Below are 25,104 nucleotides of genomic sequence, written 5' to 3'. Positions count from 1 at the left end.
CAATTTCGATGGCCAATAGTACCCGACATCAGGAAAAGGCCAGAGGGATCGATGTCGCGCCTGCCGTGCGGGGACTTTCAGAAATGGCTGTAGGACAGGCGCGACAGCACAATGTCGGCGCCTTGCGCGTCGATCAGGCGCGGCCGTTCGCGCCCGGCGGTCACGGTACCGATCTCTGCGATCGGAACTCCCACCCGAGCGGCCTGTTCGATCAGCGCCGCGATGTGGTCTTGCGGAACGGTGCAGAGGATTTCGTAGTCGTCGCCGCCCGCCACGAGCTTCTCGATAGCAACGGCGGCGCACGCGGCTGCGGGCGAGATCGGAATGCGCGCTGCCTCGATCACGGCGCTGACGCCTGAGGCTGCGCAGAGCTTGGCGAGGTCACCGGCCAGACCGTCGGAGACGTCCATCGCGGCGCTCGCATAGGCGCGCACCGCTTCGGCCAAGGCGTTGCGCGGCCGCGGGACGCGGTAACGGTCGATCAGTTCATCCTGTGCGAGCCGATCGCCCGCAAGCGCAGCTGCGACTGCGCCACCCTTCAGGATATCGAGACCCAAGGCCGCGTCGCCGATCGTGCCCGTGACCATGATGCGGTCGCCCGGCTTCGCGCCGGTGCGGCCGATCATGCGCCCTGCGGGCACGCGGCCGAAGGCGGTGATCGAAATCATCTGAGGACCGGGCGTCGAGACGGTGTCGCCGCCGAGCAACGGACACGCAAAACTCCTGATCTCCTCGCCCAGCGCATCGGCAAACGGTCGGAGCCACGCATCGTCGGCCTTGCGCAGCGCCAGCGTCAGCACGAAGCCGGCCGGCACGGCCCCCTTGGCGGCGAGATCGGACAGGTTCACCCGCAGCGCCTTGCGCGCAATCGTGTCGGGCGGATCGTCGGCGAGATAGTGCACGCCTTCGACCACGGCGTCCGTGGTGACGACGATGTCTTCGCCCTGCGCCTTCAGGACGGCCGCATCATCGACAAGACCGAACGCACCGGGATCGGTCGCCAGCGGCTTGAAATAGCGCGCGATGAGGGAGTCTTCGCCGGATACTGGCTTATCCTGCGTCACGATCGCAGACCCGTCATCCTGAGGTGCGAGCCCTTGCGAGCCTCGAAGGATGCACGGCCAAGGTGCAGCCTCAGCGGCACGCCGCCACCCTTCGAGGCCTCCGCTTCGCTACGGCACCTCAGGATGACGGCTACTGCAAGAGTCATCGTCTCGTCCTACTCCTACCCCCGCCCGAACTCGTCGCCGCGGAAGTGGCGGCCGATCTGGTCGAGCACCGCGTTCACCATGCCGGTCTCCTCGCGATCGACGAAGGCGTTGGCGACGTCGACATATTCGGACACTACAACGCGGCCGGGAACGTCCTTGCGGTGCTCCAACTCGTAGGCGCCGGCCCGCAGCACCGCGCGCAGGATCGCCTCGATGCGCTTCAGGGGCCAGCCCTTCGACAACGCCTCGTCGATCAGGGGATCGAGCTTCTTCTGGTCGCGCACCACGCCCGAGACGACGTCGCGGAAGAACGCCGCTTCTGCCGGGAGGTATTTTTCGCCCTCGACCTCGTTGCCGAGCCAGTGGCTCTCGAACTCGGCGAAGATGTCGTTGATACCGGCGCCCGCGATGTCCATCTGATAGAGCGCCTGCACGGCGGCAAGGCGCGCAGCACCGCGCCGGTTCGCTTTCTTCTCGGCGCCCGCAGGCTGCTTTTTGGTGGTGTCGGCCATGGCTCAGGCCCGCGCCAGACGGCGCTTGATGCGCAGCATCGCTATCGCGGCGCGGGCGGCGTCGCCGCCCTTGTTGAGCTCGCTCGCGCGTGCCCGCGCCCAGGCCTGCTCCTCATTATTGACGGTGAGGATCCCGTTCCCGAGCGGCAGCTTGCGCATCACGGCGAGATCCATCAGCGCGCGGGAGGACTCCTGCGAGACGATCTCGAAATGGATGGTGTCGCCGCGGATCACGCAGCCGAGCGCGACGACGGCGTCGTAGGGCTTGCCGTGGCTTTCGGCCGCATCGACCGCGATCGCCACCGCCGCCGGAATCTCCAGCGCGCCGGGAACCGTGATGACGTCATGCGTGAGCCCAGCCGCCTTCAGCTCGGCGACTGCGCCTTCCAAAAGCGCATCCTGGAGGTCGTCATAGAAGCGCGCTTCGACGATCAGGGCGCGCGCGCCGGAGATGTCGGTCTGGTCCTTCAGGGGTGCGCGCCGCGCGTCTGCCATCGCAAAAATCCGTTTCTACTCTCGTACCGGCGCGTATGTAGTCGCCGCGGGCGGGTAAGCCAAGTTCTAAACTCACTGTCATTCCGGGGCGATGCAAAGCATCGAACCCCAATGCGCGCTTGCGCATTGTGGAATCTCGAGATTCCGGGTCTGGTCCTTCGGACCATCCCGGAATGACGGCTGCACCGTCACTTCATTTCCGTCAGCCGCGCCGCATAGCGGGCCATCAAATCGACCTCGATGTTGACCTCCGCCCCGGCGTGCCAGCCGCCGATGGTCGTCACGTTCAGCGTGTGCGGGATGATCAGCACCGAGAAGGTGACGTCCGTCACCGTATTGATGGTCAACGACACGCCGTCGAGCGTGATCGAACCCTTGGTCGCGATGAAGCGCGCCAGCTCCCGTGTGGTCTTGAGCTCGAACCGCGCCATGTCAGGCAGGTCGTCGCGGTTGACGATGGTTGCGATCCCGTCGGCATGGCCGGCGACGATGTGGCCGCCGAGCTCGTCGCCGATCTTGAGCGCACGCTCGAGGTTGAGCTTCGTCCCCACCTTCCAATGCTTCGCGGTTGTCAGCGCCAGCGTTTCCGCCGCGGTGTCGACGTCGAACCAGGTCTTGCCGCCCTCGACGCCGGACCCCACGACCGTGAGGCAAACGCCGTTGCAGGCGATCGAGGCGCCGTCGGCAATGGTGGCGCGATCATAGCGGCAGGCGATGCGCAGGCGATGCAACTGGCCCTGCGCGGTCGGCGTCAGGCTGACGATTTCGCCAATATCGGTGACAATGCCGGTGAACATCAGGCGCGCTCGTAAACGGTGAGAGTATCCTTGCCGAATGTTTCGCTAGCATGAACCTTGAACGTCTGCGACTGCGCGATTTTCGACAGGGGCAATGCATCGAGCGCATCGACGCCGTCGGGCCCGATGGCTTCCGCCCCGCGGAACAGCCAGATTTCGTCGACGAGATCGGCGGCGACGAAGGACGACGCCACGCGGCTGCCGCCCTCCACCATCAGCCGCGTGATGCCCTTCTCCGCCAAAAGCTTGAGCACGGAGGGCAGATCGAGCCCAACACCGTTGCCGGGCGGCGTGCGAAGGACCTGCACGCCGGCAGCGCCGAGCCGCGTCGCGCTGGCGGCCTCCGCAAGCTCCGAGCCGACCACCCAGAGCGGCGTTTCGCGTGCGGAGTGAACGAGCCTGCTCGTGGCCGGAATGCGCAGGCTGCGGTCGAGCACCACGCGCACGGGCGAGCGTGCCGCCATGCCCGGCAGGCGGCAGGTGAGAAGCGGATCGTCCGCCAGCACCGTGCCGATGCCGACCAGGATCGCATCGCTCTCGGCGCGCAGCAGATGCACGCGCACCCTCACCGCTTCGCCGGTGATCGCGACCGGCTTGCCGCCGGCCGCCCCGATCTTGCCGTCGGGCGAGACCGCGAGCTTGAGGATCACATGCGGCCGGTGATCCCTGACGCGGCGGAAATGGCCGGCATGGTCGAAGGCCGCTTCCGCTCCGCACAGTCCGACATCGACGGTTATCCCGGCCGCGCGCAGCCGCGCATGGCCCTGCCCCGCGACTTCGGGATTCGGATCCTCAATCGCAGCGACCACGCGCTTGATGCCAGCTGCGATCACCGCGTCCGCACAGGGCGGCGACTTGCCGACATGCGAGCACGGCTCGAGCGTGACGTAGAGCGTGGCGCCGTGTGCCGCCTCGCCGGCCCGCCGCAACGCTTCGGGCTCGGCATGCGGGCGGCCGCCCGGTTGCGTCCAGCCGCGGCCGACGATCACGCCGTCCTTGACGACGACGGCGCCGACGGCCGGGTTCGGCCAGGTCCACCCCTGCCCGCGCCGCCCAAGGGTCAGCGCGAGCTGCATGAAACGGCGATCAGCTTCCTTGGAATCTTTTTCCTTTTGCGCCTTCTGCGCGAGCTGATCTTCCAGGATGCGGAAGATCATTTGCGCATCGTCGCGAGCCGCGCTTCGTCCTCGCCGGAGAGCTCGCCGAGCACCTCGGCAAAGTCCTTGGCTTCGCGGAAATTGCGGTAGACGGAAGCGAAGCGCACATAGGCGACGTCGTCGAGCGTGCGCAGATGCTCCATCACGGTCTCGCCGATCACCTCCGAGGAGATCTCGGCCTCACCGCCGGTCTCCAACTCGCGCACGATGGTGGAGACCATCTTCTCCACCCGCTCCGGCTCGACCTGCCGCTTGCGCAAGCTGATCTGCACCGAGCGCATCAGCTTGTCGCGGTCGAACGGCACGCGGCGGCCGTTGCGCTTGATCACGGTGAGCTCGCGGAGCTGCACGCGTTCGAAGGTCGTGAAGCGGAAATTGCAGGCGACGCACACGCGCCGCCTGCGGATCACGGCGGAGTCCTCGGTCGGACGCGAGTCCTTTACCTGCGTATCGAGACTGTTGCAGTTTGGACAGCGCATCCTGGTTCGGCCTTACTGGTAGATCGGGAAGCGGTCGGTGAGCGCCTTGACCCGCTCCTTGATCGCGTTCTCGGCCAGCGGCGCCTTGCCGTCCGGCGACTGCGCGATCGCATTCAAGACCTCGGCGATCATGCCGCCGACCTGCTGGAATTCCGCGACGCCGAAGCCGCGGGTGGTCGCAGCCGGCGTTCCCAGCCGAATCCCGGAGGTGACGAAGGGTGACTCAGGATCGAAGGGAATGCCGTTCTTGTTGCAGGTGATGGCCGCGCGGACCAGTGCCTTTTCCGAGACGTTGCCCTTCAGGCCCTTCGGGCGCAGGTCGACCAGCATCAGATGGTTGTCGGTACCGCCCGAGACGATGTCGAGCCCGTGGCCGCGGAGCGTTTCCGCGAGCGCCTTGGCGTTCTCGACGACGTTCTTGGCGTAGACCTTGAAGTCCGGCCGCAGCGCTTCGCCGAAGGCGACCGCCTTCGCCGCGATCACGTGCATCAACGGACCGCCCTGCAAGCCGGGGAAGATCGCCGAGTTGAGCTTCTTGGTCAGCGTCTCGTCATTCCACAGCATCAGGCCGCCGCGCGGACCGCGCAGCGACTTGTGCGTCGTCGTCGTGGTGACGTGGGCGTACGGAACGGGCGAGGCATGCACGCCACCGGCAACAAGGCCGGCGAAATGCGCCATGTCCACCAGCAGGTAGGCGCCGACCGAGTCGGCGATCTCGCGAAAACGCTTGAAGTCCCAGGCGCGCGAATAGGCCGAGCCGCCGGCGATGATCAGTTTCGGCTTGACCTGCTCGGCCTGCTTGGCCACCGCATCCATGTCGATGACCTGGTCCTCGCGGCGCACGGTGTAGTGCGCGGCCTTGAACCATTTGCCGCTCATGTTGACGGGCGAGCCGTGGGTAAGATGGCCGCCGGCCGCGAGGTCGAGGCCCATGAAGGTGTCGCCGGGCTGCAGCAGCGCCAGAAACACCGCCTGGTTCATCTGGCTTCCGGAGTTCGGCTGCACGTTGGCGAAGTTCGCGCCGAACAGTTTCTTGGCGCGATCGATGGCCAGGTTCTCGGCCACGTCGACCCACTCGCAACCGCCATAGTAGCGCGCGCCCGGATAACCCTCCGCATATTTGTTGGTCATCACCGAACCCTGCGCTTCCAGCACGGCCCGGCTGACGATGTTCTCGGAGGCGATTAGCTCGATCTCATGGCGCTGACGGCCGAGCTCGCCCTTGATGGCGGCGGCGATCTCCGGATCGGCCTGGTCGAGCGTGGCCGAGAAAAATGAATCGGGCGCGGAGGCGGTCTTGGCGGAGGAAGAAGTCATCGGCGAATATCTCCACCGCCGCAGCCTTTTGGCGGGCTACGGTCGGTCTGGTGTGGCGGTTGGAAGCAGGCGCGATCTACCACATCGCCCCGCCCCGGCCAAGCATTTGCGGGTCCGGGCCGACAATTGTGCAAGATATGGTGGGGATTGGGGGATTTGCAGCCCGCGAACCCACGGTGCTGCGCCTGCCCGCCACCGGGCCAGTGCCGCCAATTTGTGCCGATAGAGCGCTCGCCCGGGCCGATTCCCCTGGCGCCGGGCGGAGCTTAGCCGCCTCTCCTCACAAGCCGGTATACCCCGCCTTCACCGGATCCACGCTCCCGTCGAGCTGACGCAGATAGGTCAGGCCGCACACCGTCAACCTGTGCGTGTCTTTTTCGCCCGCTTCTATCAGCGTGTTGAGGTAGTCCGTCACCTTGGCGCGGGCCTCGGCGCTCGCCGCGGCGGTGCGGTTGGCGAGCAGGTCATAGGTCTGCATGATGCGGTCGATGGCGGCTTCCATGGCATCCTCGAATTGATCGTGATCTTGATCGTGGTTTTGGGGACTTTGATCAGGCAAGCACGCTGGCCTCGAGCATCGCCTCGAACTTGGCGATCGCCTTGTTGGCGAGCCTGATCCTGTTGAATTCGCCGTGCTGGAACATCTGCACGATGATCTTCAGCAGGCGATCGTCGGTTGCGAGCGTGTCTGGAAGCGCGCCGCTGCGACGCAGATAGTTGGCGGCGATGGCATAGGCATCGCTCACCACTTCGACGTTCAATACCTGCAACCCGCGCTCGACCAGCATCACTTGCCTCCGCTCCGGACTGATAAGCCGGAAAAACGGAACAAGTTCCGGTTAGGGACGGGCTTTTTTTGCAGGCGCGAACAACAAAACGCACCGGTCCGGGCAGAGCCGGGCCGGCGCGATTGGGGAAGTCTCTCAAATCGGGACGGCCGCCGGTCTTGTTATGGGGCCGGCTTGGCCAAATCCCTTTCTAGGAAACTCAGAGACGATACAGGATCTGGTCGGTCCAGAACCGCTCGAGGCGGTGCAGCGACTTGTTCAGCGTGGAGAACTCCTCGCCGGAGATGCCACCGACCTGCTCCACCGTCTTGACGTGCTTCTGGTAGAGCGCGTCGACGATGCGGCGGACTTCCTGGCCCTGCGGGGTCAGGCGGATGCGCACCGAACGACGATCAACGCGCGAGCGCTGATGATCGAGGAAGCCGAGCTCGACCAGCTTCTTCAGATTGTAGGACACGTTGGAGCCGAGATAGTAGCCGCGCGTGCGCAGCTCGCCAGCGGTCAGCTCCTTGTCGCCGATGTTGTAGAGCAAAAGCGCCTGCACCGAGTTGATGTCGGCGCGGCCACGGCGATCGAACTCATCCTTGATGACGTCGAGCAGGCGGCGATGCAGCCGCTCCACAAGAGTCAAAGCTTCGAGATAGAGCGACTGCACCGAGCCCTGCTGGCCGGAAACGCGCTCGGCGGTATCTGCCGCGGTAGCGACGGCTTTCATCATGACACTTCCCCTGTTGTCGTTTTTATCGACACTTATTCGACGAAACTTGTGTCCCGCCTGATAGCTGCAACTTAAGGGGGCCGTTTGAAGATCCGCTTAAATAAGACAATAAAGAGATCATGAATTTAGGACAGTGAATTGCAGATTAAGCCTGTGCCAAAAGGGGTTTTCGCAACTCTCTGTTGACGGTGGCCACACCTTGTTCACCATCCGTCCGCCCCACCTGTCGCATTCCAAAACAGCCCTGTCACGTTTGGAAACGAGCGCGTAACAGTTGTGGCCGGCCACTCAAGGTAAGCGAAAAGTTGCAGCGAATTTTACGCAACCAACGGTCAACCAATCGCGCACATCTCCGCCCTCGTGTCCCGGACAAGCGCCGCGAGCGCAGATCCGGGCCCAGATAGCCAGAGGATACATCGTGGAGAGGTGGACCCCTGCTCTGCAACGCATCACGCCGCAAGTGCAGCGCGCTGCGGCGCATCCGGGACACGAGATTTTGCCGACTACGGCGGCCGTTCCCGCGCGGCCATCCAGGCGAGCGCGAGATAGGCGGCGAGCATGAAGGCCTCGACCGCCACGACGACGAGGCTGCCGCCATAGATGCCGGGGAACATCAGCTCGATCACCGCCATCGACACGACCGTGGTCAGCCACACCACCGCGCCCCAGGGCGTTGCGAGCCACAGGCCCACGGCTGCGACGAGCTCGATCACCGCGAAGTAAACGGTCGCCGCCTGCCAGGCCATCGACTGGTTCTCGAACGCATCGTCCTCGCCGCCGACGAAGCCGGTGACCTGCGCCCAGTGATAGAGGCCCTTTAAAATCGAGAGCAGCGCCATCACGCGCAGGAACAGCACGAGGCGCCGCGTCCAGACGTTCTCGTCGGACTCGGGGCGCTCGGAGGAGATCGCCGCCACCGACATGTCATTGTCCCGGGCGTTGTCCCTGGGATTGTCGCGGGCGGCGTCGCGGGTCGTGGTCTCGGACATCGTTCCCTTCTGGCCGCTTCGCCCGGCAAAATCAATCGGCGGCCAGCTAATTGCGGCAGGTCAAGCCGCGGTGACGGGAACCATGCGAGCTGGTATAAGAATAATTCTAGAAGCGTGATCTGGAAAAGTGTGCAGCGGTTTTCCGAAAAGATCAGCTCGGACATGACCTAAAGCGCGATGAGATCATCGCGCCTGGAGACTGGTGACATGGCGATCAAATACGGACGTCCGATCGAATTGCGCGAGGTGGCGCGCCCCGGCACGGTCGCCGCCCCTGCCCTGGATCTGACGATCCGTCCGCGCCGCAACCGCAAGGCGGAATGGGCGCGCCGCATGGTGCGCGAGAACGTGCTGACGACCGACGATCTGATCTGGCCGCTGTTCCTGATCGACGGCAACAACAAGCGCGAGGCGGTTGCCTCGATGCCCGGCGTCGACCGGCTCAGCGTCGACCAGGCCGTGCGCGACGCCGAGCGCGCGCAAAAGCTCTCGATCCCCTGCATCGCACTGTTTCCCTACACCGACCCGTCCCTGCGCGACGAAGACGGTTCGGAGGCCACCAACCCGGACAATCTCGTCTGCACGGCGGTGCGCGCGATCAAGAAGGAATTCCCCGACATCGGGATTCTCTGCGACGTCGCGCTCGATCCGTTCACGAGCCACGGCCATGACGGCCTGATCGCCGACGGCAGGATTTTGAACGACGAGACCGTGGCCGTGCTGGTGCGCCAGGCCCTGGTGCAGGCCGAAGCCGGCTGCGACATCATCGCGCCCTCGGACATGATGGACGGCCGCGTCGGCGCCATCCGCGAAGGGCTGGATCGTGCGGGCCTGCTCGACGTGCAGATCATGGCCTATGCGGCAAAGTACGCCTCTGCCTTCTACGGCCCGTTCCGAGACGCCATCGGCTCGGCGAAGACGCTTGTCGGCGACAAGCGCACCTACCAGATGGACAGCGCCAACACCGACGAAGCTCTGCGCGAGGTCGAGCTCGACATCGCCGAGGGCGCCGACATGGTGATGGTGAAGCCCGGCATGCCCTATCTCGACGTGGTTCGGCGGGTGAAGGATACCTTTGCGATGCCGACCTTCGCCTACCAGGTGTCGGGCGAATACGCGATGATCGCGGCAGCCGCCAACAATGGCTGGCTCGACGGCGAGCGCGCGATGATGGAGAGCTTGCTCGCCTTCAAGCGCGCCGGCGCCGACGGCGTGCTGACGTATTTTGCGCCGAAGGCAGCCGAGAAGATCAAGGCGCAGGGGTAACTACAGGCCTGTAGGGTGGGCAAAGCGAAGCGTGCCCACCTCTTCTGCCAATCCAGGTCAGAGTGAGATGGTGGGCACGGCGACAACGCGCCTTTGCCCACCCCACAGCGTCCGAGGTTATGGCGGATGTAGCGCCCCCCTCACACCCAGCCCTCGAATCGCCCAAAAATTTCCGCTTGCTCATCCTCGCGCCCTTGGCACGAGGACGGGTCCTTCCCATGTCCTGCCGCGGGGGTTCCCTTTGGGAGGACGGACGATGTCTCATACGGACTCGGGCAATTCCGGCGGCTGGCGCGATGACGGCGGCGTGCCACAGCACGCCTATGACCCGTACCTCCATCCGGAGCTGTTCCGCGGCGTGGCGACGCGGCGGGTGTTCGCCTTCCTGATCGACTGCCTCGTGATCACCGTCCCGATCGTGCTCGGCTACATCTTCATCTTCGTGTTCGGCATCATCACGATCGGGATCGGCTGGATGCTGTTCTGGCTGGCCTGGCCGGCCTCGGTGATCTGGGCCATCGTCTATTACGGCGCCTGCATCGGCGGCCCGAACTCGGCAACGCTCGGCATGCGGGTGATGGACCTGGAATTGCGCACCTGGTACGGCGCGCCGGGCTATTTCGTGCTCGGTGCCATGCACGCGGTGCTGTTCTGGGTGTCGGTGTCGTTCCTGACGCCCTTCGTGGTCCTGGTCGGCCTGTTCAATGGCCGCCGGCGCCTGCTGCACGATATCGTGCTGGGCACTGTCGTGATCAATAATTCGGTGCGTTCACCAGTTCCTCAGACAGCTCGGCCATACTGAGCTAACTGATTGACCGGGGGCCTGCGTGGCGCGATGCTGATGACCGTTTCGGAGGCCCACGACGTCCCTTGACCCAACACTCGCGCGACACACCCCAGTTTTACCTCACGGCGCCGTCGCCCTGCCCCTATTTGCCGGGCCGGCATGAGCGCAAGGTGTTTACGCACCTCGTGGGTGATCGCGCCGGCGACCTCAACGACCTGCTGACCCATGGCGGCTTCCGCCGCAGCCAGTCAATCGCCTATCGCCCCGCCTGCGACCAGTGCCGGGCCTGCGTCTCGGTCCGGGTGGTCGCCAACGAGTTCCGCCCCTCCCGCAACTTCCGCAAGGTCATGGCCCGCAACGCCGACGTCATCGGCGACCAGCGCAGCGCCGTGCCGACCTCGGAACAATATTCGGTGTTCCGGGCCTATCTCGACGCTCGCCACCGCCACGGCGGCATGGCCGACATGACCGTGCTCGACTACGCCATGATGGTCGAGGACAGCCATGTCGAGACCCGCATCATCGAGTACCGCCGGCGCGGTCCCGATAGCGGCATCACCGGCCGCGGCGAGGAGCTGCTCGCGGTGGCGCTGACCGACGTGCTCAGCGACGGCCTGTCGATGGTCTATTCCTTCTTCGACCCCAGCCAGGAAGCGCGCTCGCTCGGCACCTTCATGATCCTCGACCACATTGCGCGTGCGCGACGCCAGGGCCTGCCTTACGTCTATCTCGGCTACTGGATCGATGGCTCGCGGAAGATGGACTACAAGGCCCGCTTCCTGCCGCAGCAGCGCCTCGCCCCCTCCGGCTGGCTGCGCGTCGACGCAGAGGGCGACGCGACATCCGAGCCGCAGGACTAACGACCGCAGCTGCGGTCGCCCTCACCCGAAGATCGTGTCGAACAACAGCTTCAGGTTCAGGACCACGATCACGGCCGCCACGATCCAGGCGATTGCGGCGACCGAGGCCGGGATGACGAACTGCCCCATCTTGCGCCGGTCGGACACGAACCGCACCAGCGGGATCACCGCAAACGGCAACTGCATGGAGAGGATGACCTGGCTGAACACCAGGAGATCGGCGGTGCCGCGCTCGCCATAGATCGCCGTGACGATGATCACGGGAACGATCGCGATGCCGCGCGTGAGCAAGCGCCGCGCCCAGCTCGGCAGGCGCAGGTCGAGAAAGCCCTCCATCACGATCTGGCCGGCGAGCGTCGCCGTCACCGTCGAGTTGAGGCCGGAGGCGAGCAGCGCCACCGCGAACAGCGTCGAGGCGATGCCGAGACCGAGCAGCGGCGAGAGCAGCTCAAAAGCCTGGCCGATTTCGGCAACGTCGGAATGGCCGCTCTTGTGGAAGGTCGCGGCCGCCACCACCAGGATCGCGGCGTTGATGAACAGCGCCAGCATCAGCGCGACCGTGGAGTCGGTGGTCGCCCATTTGATCGCTTCGCGCCGGCCTTCGTCGGTCCGCTGATAGGCGCGCGTCTGCACGATCGAGGAATGCAGATAGAGATTATGCGGCATCACCGTGGCGCCGATGATGCCTATCGCAATGTAGAGCATCTCGTGATTGGTGAAGATCTCGGTGGACGGCACAAACCCCCTCAGCACCGCCGCGATGGGCGGCGCGGCCGCGGTGATCTGGATCGCAAAGCAGACCGCGATTACGACCAGCAGCGAGATGACGAAGGCTTCGAGGAAACGAAAACCCCGGTTCATCAGGATCAGCAGCAGGAACGCATCGAGCGCGGCGATCAGGGCGCCGCCGATCAGGGGGATGCCGAACAAAAGCTTGAGCGCGATCGCGGTGCCGATCACCTCGGCAAGGTCGCAGGCGATGATCGCCGCCTCGCAGGCGAGCCACAGCATGAAGTTGACCGCCGGCGAATAGGTCGCCCGGCAGGCCTGCGCGAGGTCGCGATCAGTGACGATGCCGAGCCGCGCGGCAAGCGACTGCAGCAGGATCGCCATCAGGTTCGAAAGCAGGATGACCGACAGCAGCGTGTAGCCGAACTTCGACCCACCCGCGAGGTCGGTCGCCCAGTTGCCGGGGTCCATGTAGCCGACCGAGACGAGGTAGCCCGGACCGACAAAGGCCAGCAGCCGGCGCCACCACCGTCCCGCCAGGGGAACGGCGATCGTGGCGTTCACCTCGGCCAGGCTCTTGGTGGTCGGCGCATCGGAGCGCCAGCCGGCGGACGAGAGGGCGTCGGGGGTCAAATCGGGCGATCGGGCATCCATGCGCTGAGAATACCGAACTCCGTTCTTATTGCAACTCATTTGCAACTGCATCTAGCCGGGTCGGTTCCCGTTGCAGGGCCATGATGGCCTCTTGTCGGGAAGCGGGTGGGTTTGGCCGTCCTCGACGCGAATAGTGCCGCCAGATCGCGCTTTCAGGGAATGAGCCATGTCAACCAGATCCACCCTTCCGGCGACCTTCAACCGCCTTGCCTGGTCCAACCTTGCGGCCCAATCGGCCGAGCAGATCGCGCTTGCGGCCGCCCCCATCGTTGCCGTGCTCACCCTTGGCGTCGCCGAGGGCGCGAGCGGCCTCCTCCAGACCGCCCTCACCTTGCCCTTCGTCCTGTTCGCGATCCCCGCCGGCCTGCTCGCCGACCGGATGTCGCGCCGCTCGCTGATGGCGGGTGCCGAGGCACTGCGGGCCGCAGCCCTCGCCTCCATTGTGCTCCTGGTCGCAACGGGCGCACTGAACCTGCCCCTGCTAGCCCTCCTCGGCTTTGCCGCGGTGTGCGGCACCGTGGTCTACAGCGTGGCCGCGCCGGCGCTGGTGCCTGCGCTGGTGGGCCCCGAGCTTCTTCCGGCCGCGAACGCACGGATTGAGCTCGCGCGCACCATAGCCTTTGCCAGCGGGCCCGCACTCGGCGGCGTGCTGGTCGGCTGGTTCGGCGCCAGTCCGGCGTTCGGCTTTGCGGCCGTGCTCTCGGCGATCGCCGTGGTGTCGCTGTCCGGCATCTACGAGCCCGCACGCGCGGCTGTGCCGCGCCGGCATCCGCTGCAGGAGATCCGCGAAGGCGCCGCCTTCGTCTTCCATCACGCGCTGCTGCGGCCGGTGTTCATCACCCAGTTCATCTTCAACACCGCCTGGTTCCTCCAGATCGCCGTGTTCGTGCCCTATGCGGTGCGCCATCTCGGACTGTCGGCGAGCGGCGTCGGCGTAGTGCTCTCGATGTACGGCGTCGGCATGGTGATCGGTGCCCTGCTGGCAACGCGCATCATGCGCCGCCTCGCCTTCGGTACCGTCGTCGGGCTCGGTCCCGTGACCGGTTTCGTCGCCGCGCTCGTGATGGCGCTGACGGTGCTGGTGCCGGCGCCGTGGCTTGCGGCCCTGAGCTTCTTCCTGCTCGGCGTCGGTCCGATCCTCTGGGTGATCTCGACCACGACCTTGCGCCAATCGGTGACGCCGCCGCGCCTGCTCGGCCGCGTCTCCGCCATCAACATCATGAGCTACGGCGCGCGCCCCCTCGGCTCGGCACTGGGCGCGATCGTCGGCGGGCTCTGGAGCGCGGAGGCGTGCCTGTTTCTTGCCGCTGCGATTTTTGGCGCACAGGCGCTGGTGATCTGGCTCTCGCCGGCGGTCGTGCTCGATCGTCAGCCAGCGATGGTGGAGGACGGCGCGGCGGTCCGCTGTTAGCCAAATCCTCCGCAGTCGTCCTGCCTATCCCGCCAGATACCGCTCGTAGCTCCCCGTCACCGGCTCGTTGGTGTCGATATCCGGGTCGAGCGTGTAGAGGTCCTGCGCGCGGCCGATGCCGCGCAGCGCGTAGCGGCCGGTGGAGACGAGGTAGCGGCGCCCCGCGGCGTCCAGGCCCTTGTAGAACTCCGAGGACGCCAGCAGCTCGCGATCGACCGAACGGCTCATCGAGGCGATGCGGCTGACCTCGTTCACGGTCGGCCCGACCACGGTAAAATCCAGCCGGTCCTCGCTGCCGATATTTCCGTAGAAGACCTCGCCGACATGCAGGCCGATATAGGCCGACGTGACGGGACGTCCCTCCGCGGCCCGGCGCGCGTTCAGCGCGACCACGTTCTTGCGGAACAGATGCTCGGCGCGCAGCGCCGCCCGGCGCGCCGCCGTCATGTCCTCGCCGGTGAACATCGCGAGCACGCCGTCGCCGATCAGCTTCAGCACGTCGCCGCCGGCGTCGTGGATCGCGTCGATCACGGCCTGCGCGTAGTCGTTGAGGAACGGGATGATCTCGTCGGGCCCGATGCTCTCGCTGATCCCGGTCGAGCCGCGCAGGTCGGAATACCACAGTACGGCATTGATGCGCTCGGTGACGCCGCGCGAGATGCGCCCGCTCAGCACCTGCTGGGAGGCATCGCGGCCGAGATAGACCCGGCCGAGCGTGCGCGCGATGTCGACCTGTTGCGCCGACTTGATCGCGAGCCCCAGCACCGGAATGAGATCGCGCAGCGCCGCGAGCTGTCCCTCGGTAAAGCCGTCGTCGCGCCGCGTGGTCCAGTAGGAATACAGGCAGTCCATCTGGCCGAGCGCGCCGGTCTCGCCAAAGCGATGGACGAAGGCGAGGAAATGCCGGTGGCCCTTTTCCGCGAGTTCGCCGATCTGCGAGTAGTTGAGCGTCTCAGGACCGGCGAGATCGATCAGCATCTCGTCATGGCCGTGCTCGAGCAGATGGTAGAACACCGAGCGCTGCCAGTTCTTGGCCGCATCGCCCTCGGCCGTCGAGCCATATTCGATGACGTCGCTCTCATTGCTCGGCACATCGCTCCAGCGGAAGGCGCGTCCCTCATAGATTGGATGCAAGGTGTCGATGACGATGAGCCCGCGTGACAGCTCCAACCCCTCGGCGCGGCAACGCTCGCAGAAACCGCGGAGCAGCTCGATTTCGGGCAGGCCGGTGAGACCCTGGCCGGTCAGCCAGTTCATCAGGTCGAGGCGGGAGCTCAATTGCATAAGCCATTATGCCGTGCCTTCGTGACCGGCGAAAGGCAGACCTCGGTCTTCAGGGCTTGCGCGCGACGACCTCGCCGTCCTCCTTGGTGAAGGATGCGGGCGGATTGTCGAGAAGATCGAGCACCAGTTCCGAGGGACGGCACAGCCGCACACCCTTCGGCGTCACCACGATCGGGCGGTTGATCAGGATCGGGTGCTTGAGCATCAAATCGATCAGCTCGTCGTCGCTCCATTTGGGAGCGGCGAGGCCGAGTTCGGCGTACGGCGTGCCTTTCTCGCGCAACAGCGCGCGCACCGGGATGTCCAGCGCCCTGATCAGTTCGAGTAGCCGCGCGCGGCTCGGCGGCGCCTTGAGATATTCGATCACTTCGGGCTCGACGCCGCTTTCGCGGATCATGGCGAGCGTGTTGCGGGACGTCCCGCAGGCGGGATTGTGATAGATGGTGACGGTCATAGGCGGCGCCTCCGGCCAGGCTGTTCGGTGCGCGCTTTAGCATCCCGCCTCGCGCAGGTCGAATATGCCGAGGCAAGGTGTTGACGCCCTCGCCGCGCGGGATGCAAATGCGGCTGATGATTTCGCCACCCGCCAGCCTCGCAAACGCCCTGCAATGAGCCAGCGGCAGCTTCCGATCATCCTGGCGCTCGGCACGACGCAGACCCTGGCCTGGGCCTCCAGCTACTATCTGCCCGCCATCCTCGCCGACCCGATCGGGCGCGATCTCGGCATCTCCTCGAACTGGATTTTTGGCGCCTTCTCCGCCTCGCTGGTGATTTCAGCGATGCTGGGTCCCCGCATCGGGCGGCAGATCGATCTCGTCGGCGGGCGCCAGGTGCTGTCGGCCTCGAACCTGACGATCGCCGCGGGCCTGGTGCTGCTTGGCCTCTCGCAAAACGCAGTTGTGATGTCGATCGCCTGGCTCATTCTCGGGATCGGCATGGCGCTCGGCCTCTACGATGCCGCCTTCGCGGCGCTCGGGCGCATCTACGGTGTCAATGCGCGCGGGTCGATCACCGGCATCACGCTGATGGCGGGGTTTGCCTCGACCGTCGGCTGGCCGCTCACGGCCTGGGGCCTGTCGCATATCGGCTGGCGCGACACCTGCTTTGCCTGGGCCGCCGCGCATATCCTCATTGGTCTGCCCCTCAACCTCATCATGCTGCCGAAGATCAAAGGCGCAAAGGAAGCGGCGGCCACGGCCATCAAGCCGCACATTCCGCTCGATCGGACCATGATCCTGTTGGCCTTCGTCTTTGCGGCCGCCTGGACCGTCACCGGCGCGATGGCGGTGCATTTCCCGCGCATTCTCGAGGCTGCCGGCGCCACGCCCGTCGAGGCGATTGCGGCCGGTGCCCTGATCGGTCCGGCGCAGGTCGGCGCGCGGGTTCTCGAGGCGAGCGTTCTCAGCCGCTTCCATCCGCTGTGGTCGACGCGGCTTGCCTGCATCACCCATCCGATCGGCGCGGCCGTGCTGGCCGTCTTCGGCGCGGCCGGGGCAAGCGCCTTCGCGCTCTTCCACGGCTCGGGCAACGGCGTCCTGACCATCGCGCGGGGAACGCTGCCGCTGTCGATCTTCGGGCCCAAGGATTACGGCTACCGGCTCGGCATCATCGGCGCGCCGGCGCGCATGGCGCAGGCGGTCGCACCGCTGGCCTTCGGCCTGCTCATCGACGTCATGGGCACCAAGGTGCTGATCGTCTCGTCAGCCCTCAGTCTCGCCGCGTTGGCCGCGCTGTTCCTGATCCATCCGGAACGCCGGTCCGCCTGAGCCACACAGATTGGCCTTCCCTTGCACCTCGCTTTCGCGCAAAAGCAGGACATGCCCGACAAGTCCAGTCCGCCCGGTGCTCTCAGACGTTTCGCCTCCTGGGCCACCACGCCGCCGCAGGCCTATGGCGTCTATCTCACCGCCGTGGTGCTGGTGTTCCTGCTGTCATTCTATGCCGGCACGATGAAGCCGAAGAAGACGCCGGACGGCGTCTCGCCGCCGGTATCGGCGCCGCGGAGCTGACCAGCCGACGAAAGGACAGAAGATGGCCGACCCTGAGCCGATCACGCGCTACAATCCGCCCGAGCTCGGCGAGCCGCCCGGCTATTCGCACATCGTCGAGGTCAGCCGTGGCCGCATGATTTTCATGGCCGGCCAGACCGCCGTTGACGCCGACGGCAACGTCGTCGGCAAGGGCGATTTTCCCGCCCAGGCCGCGCAGGTCTTTCGCAACATTTCTCTCGCGCTCACCGCGCGCGGCTATGATGCCTCGAACCTCGTGAAGCTGACCGTTTTCCTCACCGACATGAACAACCTCGCGGCCTATCGCGAGGCGCGCAACCGCTTCTTTGCGACCGTCAGGCCGGCCGCGGCGCCCGCGATCACCCTGGTCGAGGTGTCGAAACTCTACGGCCCGGATTTCCTCATCGAGATCGAGGCGATCGCGGCGGCGTGAAGCCGATCAGGCGCTCTTCGCCTGACTGGTCGCGATCCATATGCCGGCGAAGACGGCCACCAGCCCGACCACAAGAGTGGCCCTGATCGGCTCGCCGACCAGCAGCGCCGCAAGGGTTGCGGCCGCAATCGGATTGACCGTCATGGTGTTGGCGACGCGAGTCGGTGTCGCCCGCTCCAGGGCCATTACCCAGAGGATGAAGGCAAGCGCGCCTCCGGCAACGCCGAGATAGAGGCCGGCGGTCCATTGTGCCGCGGTGAAAGCATTCAGCGCCGCGAAACTGCCCCTCAGCGCTCCGGCCAGGAGAAGCACGGCGGCCCCCGCCCCCATCCCAACCGTCAGGAAACCAAGCGCGCTCGACCGTTGCATCAGGGGACGCGACAGCACGTTGTAGAAGGCCATGCAGAACACCGCGCCCGTCATGATCAGTTCGCCGCGCCAGGCGCCCACGGGGCTCTCCGCAAGGCCGGCCGCGAGCGCCGCCACCACCCCCAGCACCGCCACACCGACGCCAATCACCTTGCGCAGCGTCAGTCGCTCGACACCCAGCAGAGCGCCAACCACCATGGTGTGCAACGGCAGGGTCGCGAGCGCCAGGCTCGCGCGCGCGGCGGTCGTGTAACCGATCGCAATATTGTAGAGAATGAAGAACAGGCCGAAGAAGCAGACGCCGAGCAGCAGGACCGACGGCAGGTCACGCCGCGAGGGCCAGCGCACGCTGAGCAGCAGCGCCGTCGGCAGCAGAATGACGAAACCAATTCCCCAGCGCAGGCTTGCAAGCAGGATCGGATCGGCGCCGCCGACGAGATAGCGGGTGACCGCGGCGGCCGTGCCGCCGAGAGCGGAGGAGACAAGCGCGACCGCAACGCCCATCCATTCGCTCAAAATCGTCTCCCGCCTTGAGGCTTGTCGACGTGCCTCCCTTAGCACCTCCTGCTGACAGCATACTGGCAACAGCAATGTTCGGATTTGCGGAGATGCGCCACGCCCGCACGGCGTGACCGGTCGCAAAAACCTAATGCGGACAGGTTTCGACCTCGACCGTGACATGGCTCAGGCCCTTCAGCCCGGCGAGACGCTTCTTGTAGACGGCCGGCTGCTTGGGCTTGTCCGAGACCAGCGACACCAGCACGGCGCAATGGCCGGGGCCGACCTGCCAGAGATGCAAATCGGTGACGCGGTCCTCGCCGACCTCCATGCGGGCGCGGATGACCCGTTCCATCTTCTCGTCGGCGCGGACGTCGAGCAGCACCGCGCCCGAAGCCTTGATCAGGCCGAACGCCCAGCTTGCGATCACGACGCTGCCGATCAGGCCGACCGCGGGATCGGCCCACACCCAACCCGAATACATCGCGACCAGGAGCGCCGCGATCGCCAGCACCGAGGTCGCCGCGTCAGCCATCACGTGAACATAGGCGGCGCGCAGATTGTTGTCGTGGTGATGATGGTGGTGATCATGGTCGTGATCATCATGATGGTGCGCTTGGCCGTGACCGTGTCCATGACCGTGTCCTTGGCCGTGATCATGGTGATGATTGTCGCGCAGCAGCCAGGCGCTGGCGAGATTGACGCAGAGGCCGAGCGCGGCGACGGCGATCGCCTCGCCATAGCCGATCGCCACCGGCGTGATCAGCCGCAGCACGCTTTCATAGGCGATCTCGACCGCGATCAGCCCCAGGATGATGGCGCTGGCAAAAGCCGCGAGATCGCCGAACTTGCCGGTGCCAAAGGTGAAATGCGCATTCCCCAGGTGACGGCGCGCGAAGCGGTAGGCGAACGCCGCTATGCCGAGCGCCGCCGCGTGCGTACCCATGTGCCAGCCGTCGGCGAGCAGCGCCATCGAGCCGAACAGGGAGCCCGCCACGATCTCGGCCACCATCATAACAAGCGTCAATATCACCACGAACCAGGTGCGCCGCTCGTTCTCGTCGTGCTTGTCCCCGAGGAACGCATGCTCATGCGTCCATTGATCGATGGAGTGGGAATGCATCGGCCATGATCTCCGGAAGAGAATCCGTTTTCCCCAATATAGGCCCGGCCGGCTTACGTTTCTAACGTTTGTCGCCGTCGAAACAGGCGGATTGACAGGTCCGCACGGTTTCGCTGTAATGGCGGACATGGGGATTGAGCGATCTCCCCGTGAGGCGACAAGCCCAAGCATCGCGTCCCGTTCACTCCTAACGAGGGCGCATCATGTCTTCTTTCACGACGATATCACCTGACAAACTGGCACGCCTGATCGGCACGGCAAACGCGCCGCTCCTGATCGACGTGCGCACGGACGAGGATTTTGCCGCCGACCCGCGGCTGATCCCCGGCTCCGTCAAACGCAGCCACGAGAGCGTCCCGAACTGGGGCGAGGAACTTGCCGGCCGCTCAGCCATCGTCGCCTGCCTGCGCGGGCAGAAGCTCGCCCAGGGCACCGCGGCGTGGCTGCGCCAGCTCGGCGTTCAGGCCGAAACCCTGGACGGCGGTTTCGAGGGCTGGAAGGAGGCAAAACTGCCGCTGATCGACAGCAAGAAACTGCCGCCACGCGACGCCAAGGGACGCACCGTCTGGGTCACGCGTGCCCGCCCCAAGGTGGACCGCATCGCCTGCCCCTGGCTGGTCCGCCGCTTCGTCGATCCCAATGCGGTGTTCCTGTTCGTGGCGCCGTCCGAGGTGGTCGCCGTCGGCGAGCGCTTCAATGCCGCGCCCTTCGACATCGAGAATGTGTTCTGGAGCCATCGCGGCGAGCTCTGCACCTTCGACGTCATGGTCGAGGAGTTTGGGCTTGCGACCCCGCCTCTGCTGCGGCTGGCGACGCTGGTGCGCGGCGCCGACACGGCACGGCCGGACCTGGCGCCGGAAGCGCCGGGCCTGCTTGCGGCCTCGCTCGGCCTGTCCAGGATGTTTGACGACGATCTCGAACAGCTCGAGGCCGGCATGCTGCTCTACGACGCCTTCTACCGCTGGTGCCGCGATGCCACTACGGAGACCCACAATTGGCCGACCGGCAAGGCAAAGAGCTGATGGATACTCGCATCAATGAAACCAAGGGAGCTGATGCCGGTCACGGCATCAGCTTCCACGAAGCCTTCCGCGTCTGGCTCCGCGTCGCCGTGCTCTCCTTCGGCGGCCCGGCCGGCCAGATCGCGGTAATGCACCGCATCCTGGTCGAGGAGAAGAACTGGATCTCGGAAGGCCGATTTCTGCATGCGCTGAACTACTGCATGCTGTTGCCGGGGCCGGAGGCGCAGCAGCTTGCGACCTATATCGGCTGGCTGATGCACCGCACGGCCGGCGGGCTGATGGCGGGCGGGCTGTTCATCCTGCCCGGCATCATCGCCATCATGGGCCTCTCCTACATCTACGCCGCCTTCGGCAATGTCAGCTTCGTCGAGGCGCTGTTCTTCGGGCTCAAGGCCGCGGTGCTCGCCATCGTGGTCGAAGCTGTGGTCCGCGTCGGCAAGCGCGCGCTGAAGAACAACATCATGATCGCGCTCGCCGCGATCGCCTTCGTTGCGATCTTCTTCTTTGCCGTCCCCTTCCCGATCATCATCATCGCCGCCGGCATCATCGGCTATGTCGGCGCACGAAGCGGCCGGAGCGAGTTTGCGCCCGCCGCCCACGGCAGTGGTAGCAACACCGCCGCGATCGACAGCATGCTCGGCGAAGCCGTGCCCGATCACATCCGGCCGAACACGGCGCGCGCGATCCGCGTCGGCGTGGTCTGGCTTGCGCTCTGGCTGGTGCCGGTCATCGCGCTGCTCCTCGCTTTCGGCCAAGCCAACGTGTTCAGCCAGATCGCGCTGTTCTTCTCCAAAATGGCGCTCGTGACCTTTGGTGGCGCCTATGCGGTGCTGGCCTACGTCGCCCAGCAGGCCGTCGAGCATTATCACTGGCTCAGCGCGCGCGAGATGCTCGACGGCCTCGGCATGGCCGAGACGACGCCGGGCCCGCTGATCATGGTGCTGCAATTCGTGGGCTTCATGGCCGCCTTCCGCGATCCCAGTGGCCTGTCGCCGCTGCTCGCCGGCACGCTCGGCGGCCTGCTCGCGACCTGGGTCACCTTCACGCCCTGCTTCCTCTGGATCTTCTTAGGGGCCCCCTATGTCGAGCTCCTGCGCGGCAACAAGGGCCTCGCCGGCGCGCTCGGTGCAATCACGGCCGCGGTGGTCGGCGTGATCCTCAACCTCTCGATCTGGTTCGCGCTGCACACGCTGTTCCGCGAAACCACTCCGGTGCACGCCTTTCCGCTGTCCTTCGACATGCCGGTACTATCAAGCATCGACGTCCCGGCGCTGGTGCTGTCGATCGCGGCCGCGACCGCCATCTTCCGCTTCAAGCTCGGCATGCTCACGGTGCTCGGCGGCTCCTGCGCGGCGGGTGTGGTGCTACGGCTGGTGGGGGTGATCTAGGCCGCAGCAGCCGCGCGGGTGGGATCTAGCTCACCGCCGCGCGGCTCAGGCAGCTGCGGCGGTGGCTTTGCGTCCAGCTGCACCGAGGGACGCTGCGCGGCATTGCAGGTACCGCTCCACTGCTCGATCAGATCGAGATTCGAATTGGTGCGGAGCGAGGCCTCCAGCGCCGACATCGCGCTGGCGCCGTCGGCCCCCTGCAAGATCCGGTCGAACGCCTCGGACCTTCCCTGGAGCCGCGCTTGCGCCGAAGCCCACAGCAGCGAGCTCGCGGTGCGAATGCCGTGCATTCGCAGCTTTTCGCGTGCGTCGGGGCCCTCCTTCCGCTTGGGCGGCGGCCCGAGCTGCGTGTACAGGATGGCCTGGTCGGTCCAGTCGATGATCCGCTCCGGCGGCAGGCGCGTGTTGAGCAGGAGCTCGACGATGTCTGCGGTCGCCATGTTGGGGATGTTCTCGATGTCCTCCTCCTCGAGCCTGACCTCGTGCCAGACGGTGAGACCGTCGAGATCGCTGATCGGCAATTGCGAGACCATGCTCGGCAGGATGATGCCCGCGCCCATCTTGAACAACTGCTCCACGACCTGCCAGAGCACGCGGGGGAATACGCCGAACACGAAGCCGGCGAGCAGAACCAGGTGTTCGTTCACAGTACACACGGCCGTGAAGGTCCAGATGCCGATGACGGCCAGAATGATGCGCAGCGAAGCCGCGACGTAAGCGCTGCCGCCGAGATCCTCCAGCACGTAGCGGCGAAACAGCATCTGGAGCGAGAAGAAATAGGCGCCGAGAAACGCGAGCTGGACCGGCGTGCCCGACGGCGTCAGCGCCTGCACGCCCGGGCTCTTGGTGAGGACGAGATCGGCCTGGTACGGCGGCAGCGTGACGAGCCAGCCGAGCGAGATCAGCACCGTGGCGAGCAAGACCGGGACCGTCGCGGTCGAGAGGGTCGTTACGCCGCCGGTATCCGCCCTTGAATATTTGCCGAGACGGCCGCTCAGCACATCCGCATAAACGTTCGGCGCAAGCTCGCCATAGATGGCTTCGAACTTCTGAAGATACCCCTGAACGCGCCGTCCCCGGATCGCCGCGTCCTCGTTCCGCACTTGGCGCAACAGTCCCAGACGATCGAGATTGACCAGATATTCGTTCAGCAGGCTCGCCTTGCGCGTTCCGACGAAGAGGTACCACATGGCGCCGGGCAACAGGCACACCACGGCCAGAAACACGCCGCGCAGCACCGTGTACTGGTAGAGTTGGCCGAGCGAGGCGACAATGGCCACGATCAACATCAGCACCAGCAGGAAGAATATGAAGAACGCCGCGCGCGTCGTCGCCTTGCTCTCCCTTAGCCAACGCTGCCCGATCGGCATCAGCAGGATCATCGAGAAAACGAACGCGACGAACGCCACGACCGGGATGGTCACCTGGCGTGAGTCCCAGAGGAAATTGCGGAGCGGATCCACGGTGAGGACCACGATGAAAAGGCCGCCAAGAAATGGAAGCACCTCGAAGAGCGATTCCACCCGTTTGGCGAATCCGGATGCTGGCGGCGGAGCTTCAGAACCTGCAACGTCCACCTGAACCGGCTCGTCCGCAGGCGCGGGATTTGGAGTCTCGATCATTGCCAGACCTCCCTTCATCGCGGGACGCAGTCTGAACTTGCTAACCTTCCGTACTCATTGCGCGCGCGTGACATATTTCAGCTCGCCCCCGGCCACATAGGCGATGCTGGTCCTGCCGGCATTGTCGTAGGCGAGCGAGGGCGATCCGGCACTGACCGCATCGACGGTTTCGACCGTCCAGGTCCCGGATCGGCTGCGCGAGGCGAGCTTCACCGCGTCGACATCGGCATAGGCCACGCGAAACTGGTCGGCCTGCACGGCTGCAGACGGCGTGACGATGTTGTTGATGCCGGTCGCGACGACCTCGATACCGGAGGGTCCGAAGAACGACGAGACATGCGCCTTCAGCGTCTTGTTGGCGCTGTCGAAATAGGCGAGGCATCCTTCGCTGAAGGTCCGCACGATCGAGGTCGGCCGCCGGACATTGATGAACTGCGAGCCTTCGATCACAACCGGCTGGGAAAACTCGCCTTGCACGATGTCGACGACGTTCGTTGCCCGGATCGAGATATTGTCCTGCGGACTGCCGTTCTGGAAGATGCCGACATAGGCAACGAAATAGCCCTCCGACGGGTCGAACGTCGCCGATGGCCCGGCGAACAGCGTCAGGTCGTTCGGGTCGTCCTGCACGGTAACCGGCGTCGGGCCGAGATTGCCGGTATGGGCGAAGCCGATCCCGTCGGTGGCCGCATCGACATAGACGAAATAAGCGACGTCGCGACTCTCGGTATCCTCCCGCCCGGGATGGAGCGCGAAGTCGACGGAGCCCACGCCGCCCGGCCGGTGATCCGGCGTCAGCCGCGTGGGAATGTGGGTGAACGACCATTGCCCGTTGCGCTTGGCGGCGTGGATCAGATCGCCCCCGCTCAAGTCGCGGTAGGCGATCTGGGGATTGCCCAGGGAATCGATGCCGATGCGGGGACGGCTGTCGATGCCGGTGAAGGCGCTCTGCACCACCTCCTGCGTCCAGGAGCCGGCATTGCGCCGCGCAACGACGATCTGGCCCGAGCCGCGTTGCGAGAAGACGACACTGGGATTGCCGGACTTGTCGAGCGCGAGGCTGACCTCGCCGCTGACCCCGCCTGCTACCGCCTCGAACGTGAATGGCGCCGCCATGGGCGTTCCTCCCGTGTCGAACTCGCTCCATTCACGCTAGCACAATCTCGGCGCGTATCATGTGAAGTGG

General features: G+C 65.6%; 27 protein-coding genes. 9 read left to right on the top strand and 18 right to left on the bottom strand.

Translation table 11 applies throughout. The features are described from left to right. Positions 1-77: 77 nt before the first annotated feature. The 11 genes from thiL to JQ632_RS26665 form a co-directional block, all read right to left on the bottom strand. Positions 78-1,064, bottom strand: coding sequence for a thiamine-phosphate kinase (gene thiL / locus JQ632_RS26715; RefSeq protein WP_212405627.1), 987 nt, complete (start codon positions 1,062-1,064; stop codon positions 78-80). Positions 1,065-1,225: 161 nt separating this feature from the next. Then, positions 1,226-1,723 carry a transcription antitermination factor NusB gene (gene nusB / locus JQ632_RS26710; RefSeq protein ID WP_212405626.1) on the bottom strand — a complete coding sequence of 166 codons (498 nt, stop codon included), beginning with the start codon at positions 1,721-1,723 and terminating at the stop codon, positions 1,226-1,228. Between the two features lie 3 nt (positions 1,724-1,726). Then, positions 1,727-2,218, bottom strand: a complete 492-nt coding sequence (ribH, locus tag JQ632_RS26705; RefSeq protein ID WP_212405625.1) for a 6,7-dimethyl-8-ribityllumazine synthase — start codon at positions 2,216-2,218, stop codon at positions 1,727-1,729. A 188-nt stretch (positions 2,219-2,406) separates the two neighbouring features. After that, entirely contained in the window at positions 2,407-3,015 is a 609-nt protein-coding gene (locus JQ632_RS26700; protein WP_212405624.1) for a riboflavin synthase, read from the bottom strand. Beyond that, positions 3,015-4,172 carry a bifunctional diaminohydroxyphosphoribosylaminopyrimidine deaminase/5-amino-6-(5-phosphoribosylamino)uracil reductase RibD gene (ribD, locus tag JQ632_RS26695; protein ID WP_212405623.1) on the bottom strand — a complete coding sequence of 386 codons (1,158 nt, stop codon included), beginning with the start codon at positions 4,170-4,172 and terminating at the stop codon, positions 3,015-3,017. Before ribD ends, JQ632_RS26700 begins: the two co-directional genes overlap by 1 nt. Continuing rightward, positions 4,169-4,651 (bottom strand): transcriptional regulator NrdR, encoded by a 483-nt coding sequence (nrdR, locus tag JQ632_RS26690; protein WP_212405622.1) that lies wholly within the window; start codon positions 4,649-4,651, stop codon positions 4,169-4,171. Before nrdR ends, ribD begins: the two co-directional genes overlap by 4 nt. Before the next feature lie 12 nt (positions 4,652-4,663). Beyond that, the gene (glyA, locus tag JQ632_RS26685; RefSeq protein WP_212405621.1) at positions 4,664-5,968 is read right to left on the bottom strand and encodes a serine hydroxymethyltransferase; all 1,305 of its coding nucleotides are present in this window, start codon (positions 5,966-5,968) and stop codon (positions 4,664-4,666) included. A gap of 280 nt (positions 5,969-6,248) precedes the next feature. Then, positions 6,249-6,470: a hypothetical protein gene (locus tag JQ632_RS26680; protein ID WP_212405620.1), complete on the bottom strand. Its 222-nt coding sequence runs from the start codon at positions 6,468-6,470 to the stop codon at positions 6,249-6,251. 49 nt (positions 6,471-6,519) lie between these two features. After that, positions 6,520-6,756 carry a hypothetical protein gene (locus JQ632_RS26675; RefSeq protein WP_212405619.1) on the bottom strand — a complete coding sequence of 79 codons (237 nt, stop codon included), beginning with the start codon at positions 6,754-6,756 and terminating at the stop codon, positions 6,520-6,522. 199 nt (positions 6,757-6,955) lie between these two features. Beyond that, complete coding sequence (gene ldtR / locus JQ632_RS26670; protein WP_018320040.1) at positions 6,956-7,474, bottom strand: transcriptional regulator LdtR; 519 nt, start codon at positions 7,472-7,474, stop codon at positions 6,956-6,958. 503 nt (positions 7,475-7,977) lie between these two features. Beyond that, positions 7,978-8,463 (bottom strand): DUF6163 family protein, encoded by a 486-nt coding sequence (locus tag JQ632_RS26665; RefSeq protein ID WP_212405618.1) that lies wholly within the window; start codon positions 8,461-8,463, stop codon positions 7,978-7,980. A 207-nt stretch (positions 8,464-8,670) separates the two neighbouring features. Between JQ632_RS26665 and hemB the strand changes: the two genes are divergently transcribed. The 3 genes from hemB (at position 8,671) to JQ632_RS26650 (ending at position 11,376) form a co-directional block, all read left to right on the top strand. After that, positions 8,671-9,729: a porphobilinogen synthase gene (hemB, locus tag JQ632_RS26660; RefSeq protein ID WP_212405617.1), complete on the top strand. Its 1,059-nt coding sequence runs from the start codon at positions 8,671-8,673 to the stop codon at positions 9,727-9,729. A gap of 256 nt (positions 9,730-9,985) precedes the next feature. Further along, complete coding sequence (locus JQ632_RS26655; protein WP_212405616.1) at positions 9,986-10,531, top strand: RDD family protein; 546 nt, start codon at positions 9,986-9,988, stop codon at positions 10,529-10,531. Between the two features lie 68 nt (positions 10,532-10,599). Next, positions 10,600-11,376 carry an arginyltransferase gene (locus JQ632_RS26650; RefSeq protein ID WP_212405615.1) on the top strand — a complete coding sequence of 259 codons (777 nt, stop codon included), beginning with the start codon at positions 10,600-10,602 and terminating at the stop codon, positions 11,374-11,376. 21 nt (positions 11,377-11,397) lie between these two features. On the opposite strand, the gene JQ632_RS26645 is transcribed toward JQ632_RS26650, so the two are convergent. Next, positions 11,398-12,759, bottom strand: coding sequence for an Nramp family divalent metal transporter (locus JQ632_RS26645; protein WP_212405614.1), 1,362 nt, complete (start codon positions 12,757-12,759; stop codon positions 11,398-11,400). 166 nt (positions 12,760-12,925) lie between these two features. On the opposite strand from JQ632_RS26645, the gene JQ632_RS26640 reads away from it, so the two are divergent. After that, a complete protein-coding gene (locus JQ632_RS26640) occupies positions 12,926-14,170 on the top strand; it encodes an MFS transporter (protein WP_212405613.1) in 1,245 nt (414 codons plus the stop codon). A 24-nt stretch (positions 14,171-14,194) separates the two neighbouring features. Here JQ632_RS26640 and JQ632_RS26635 read toward each other — a convergent pair whose 3' ends face one another. Further along, positions 14,195-15,454 (bottom strand): adenylate/guanylate cyclase domain-containing protein, encoded by a 1,260-nt coding sequence (locus tag JQ632_RS26635; RefSeq protein ID WP_212405612.1) that lies wholly within the window; start codon positions 15,452-15,454, stop codon positions 14,195-14,197. Between the two features lie 49 nt (positions 15,455-15,503). After that, positions 15,504-15,908 carry an arsenate reductase (glutaredoxin) gene (arsC, locus tag JQ632_RS26630; RefSeq protein WP_212405611.1) on the bottom strand — a complete coding sequence of 135 codons (405 nt, stop codon included), beginning with the start codon at positions 15,906-15,908 and terminating at the stop codon, positions 15,504-15,506. A 154-nt stretch (positions 15,909-16,062) separates the two neighbouring features. Here arsC and JQ632_RS26625 point away from each other — a divergent pair, with 154 nt between their 5' ends. From JQ632_RS26625 to JQ632_RS26615, 3 genes are read left to right on the top strand one after another with little or no spacing between them, the layout of a single operon-like run. Beyond that, positions 16,063-17,220 carry an MFS transporter gene (locus JQ632_RS26625; protein WP_212405610.1) on the top strand — a complete coding sequence of 386 codons (1,158 nt, stop codon included), beginning with the start codon at positions 16,063-16,065 and terminating at the stop codon, positions 17,218-17,220. A 51-nt stretch (positions 17,221-17,271) separates the two neighbouring features. Next, on the top strand, positions 17,272-17,463 hold the full coding sequence (locus tag JQ632_RS26620) for a hypothetical protein (protein ID WP_212405609.1): 192 nt from the start codon (positions 17,272-17,274) through the stop codon (positions 17,461-17,463). 22 nt (positions 17,464-17,485) lie between these two features. Then, positions 17,486-17,896: a RidA family protein gene (locus JQ632_RS26615; protein ID WP_212405608.1), complete on the top strand. Its 411-nt coding sequence runs from the start codon at positions 17,486-17,488 to the stop codon at positions 17,894-17,896. Between the two features lie 6 nt (positions 17,897-17,902). On the opposite strand, the gene JQ632_RS26610 is transcribed toward JQ632_RS26615, so the two are convergent. Then, complete coding sequence (locus tag JQ632_RS26610) at positions 17,903-18,781, bottom strand: DMT family transporter (RefSeq protein WP_212405607.1); 879 nt, start codon at positions 18,779-18,781, stop codon at positions 17,903-17,905. 130 nt (positions 18,782-18,911) lie between these two features. Continuing rightward, positions 18,912-19,886, bottom strand: a complete 975-nt coding sequence (gene dmeF, locus JQ632_RS26605) for a CDF family Co(II)/Ni(II) efflux transporter DmeF (protein WP_212405606.1) — start codon at positions 19,884-19,886, stop codon at positions 18,912-18,914. 203 nt (positions 19,887-20,089) lie between these two features. Between dmeF and JQ632_RS26600 the strand changes: the two genes are divergently transcribed. Both JQ632_RS26600 and chrA read left to right on the top strand, forming a co-directional pair. After that, positions 20,090-20,908, top strand: coding sequence for a chromate resistance protein ChrB domain-containing protein (locus JQ632_RS26600; protein ID WP_212405605.1), 819 nt, complete (start codon positions 20,090-20,092; stop codon positions 20,906-20,908). Next, positions 20,908-22,296: a chromate efflux transporter gene (chrA, locus tag JQ632_RS26595; protein WP_212405604.1), complete on the top strand. Its 1,389-nt coding sequence runs from the start codon at positions 20,908-20,910 to the stop codon at positions 22,294-22,296. Before JQ632_RS26600 ends, chrA begins: the two co-directional genes overlap by 1 nt. Here the strand turns inward: chrA and JQ632_RS26590 are convergent. Then, positions 22,293-23,918: a hypothetical protein gene (locus JQ632_RS26590; RefSeq protein ID WP_212405603.1), complete on the bottom strand. Its 1,626-nt coding sequence runs from the start codon at positions 23,916-23,918 to the stop codon at positions 22,293-22,295. The two genes, chrA and JQ632_RS26590, sit on opposite strands and share 4 nt — an antisense overlap. Before the next feature lie 54 nt (positions 23,919-23,972). Next, entirely contained in the window at positions 23,973-25,034 is a 1,062-nt protein-coding gene (locus JQ632_RS26585; RefSeq protein ID WP_212405602.1) for a hypothetical protein, read from the bottom strand. Positions 25,035-25,104 lie beyond the last annotated feature (70 nt).

The organism is Bradyrhizobium liaoningense (genome assembly GCF_018130955.1).
Taxonomy (GTDB): Bacteria; Pseudomonadota; Alphaproteobacteria; order Rhizobiales; family Xanthobacteraceae; genus Bradyrhizobium; species Bradyrhizobium liaoningense_C.
Note: the sequence above shows the minus strand (reverse complement) of the source record. Positions and strands in the feature narration are given on the sequence as shown.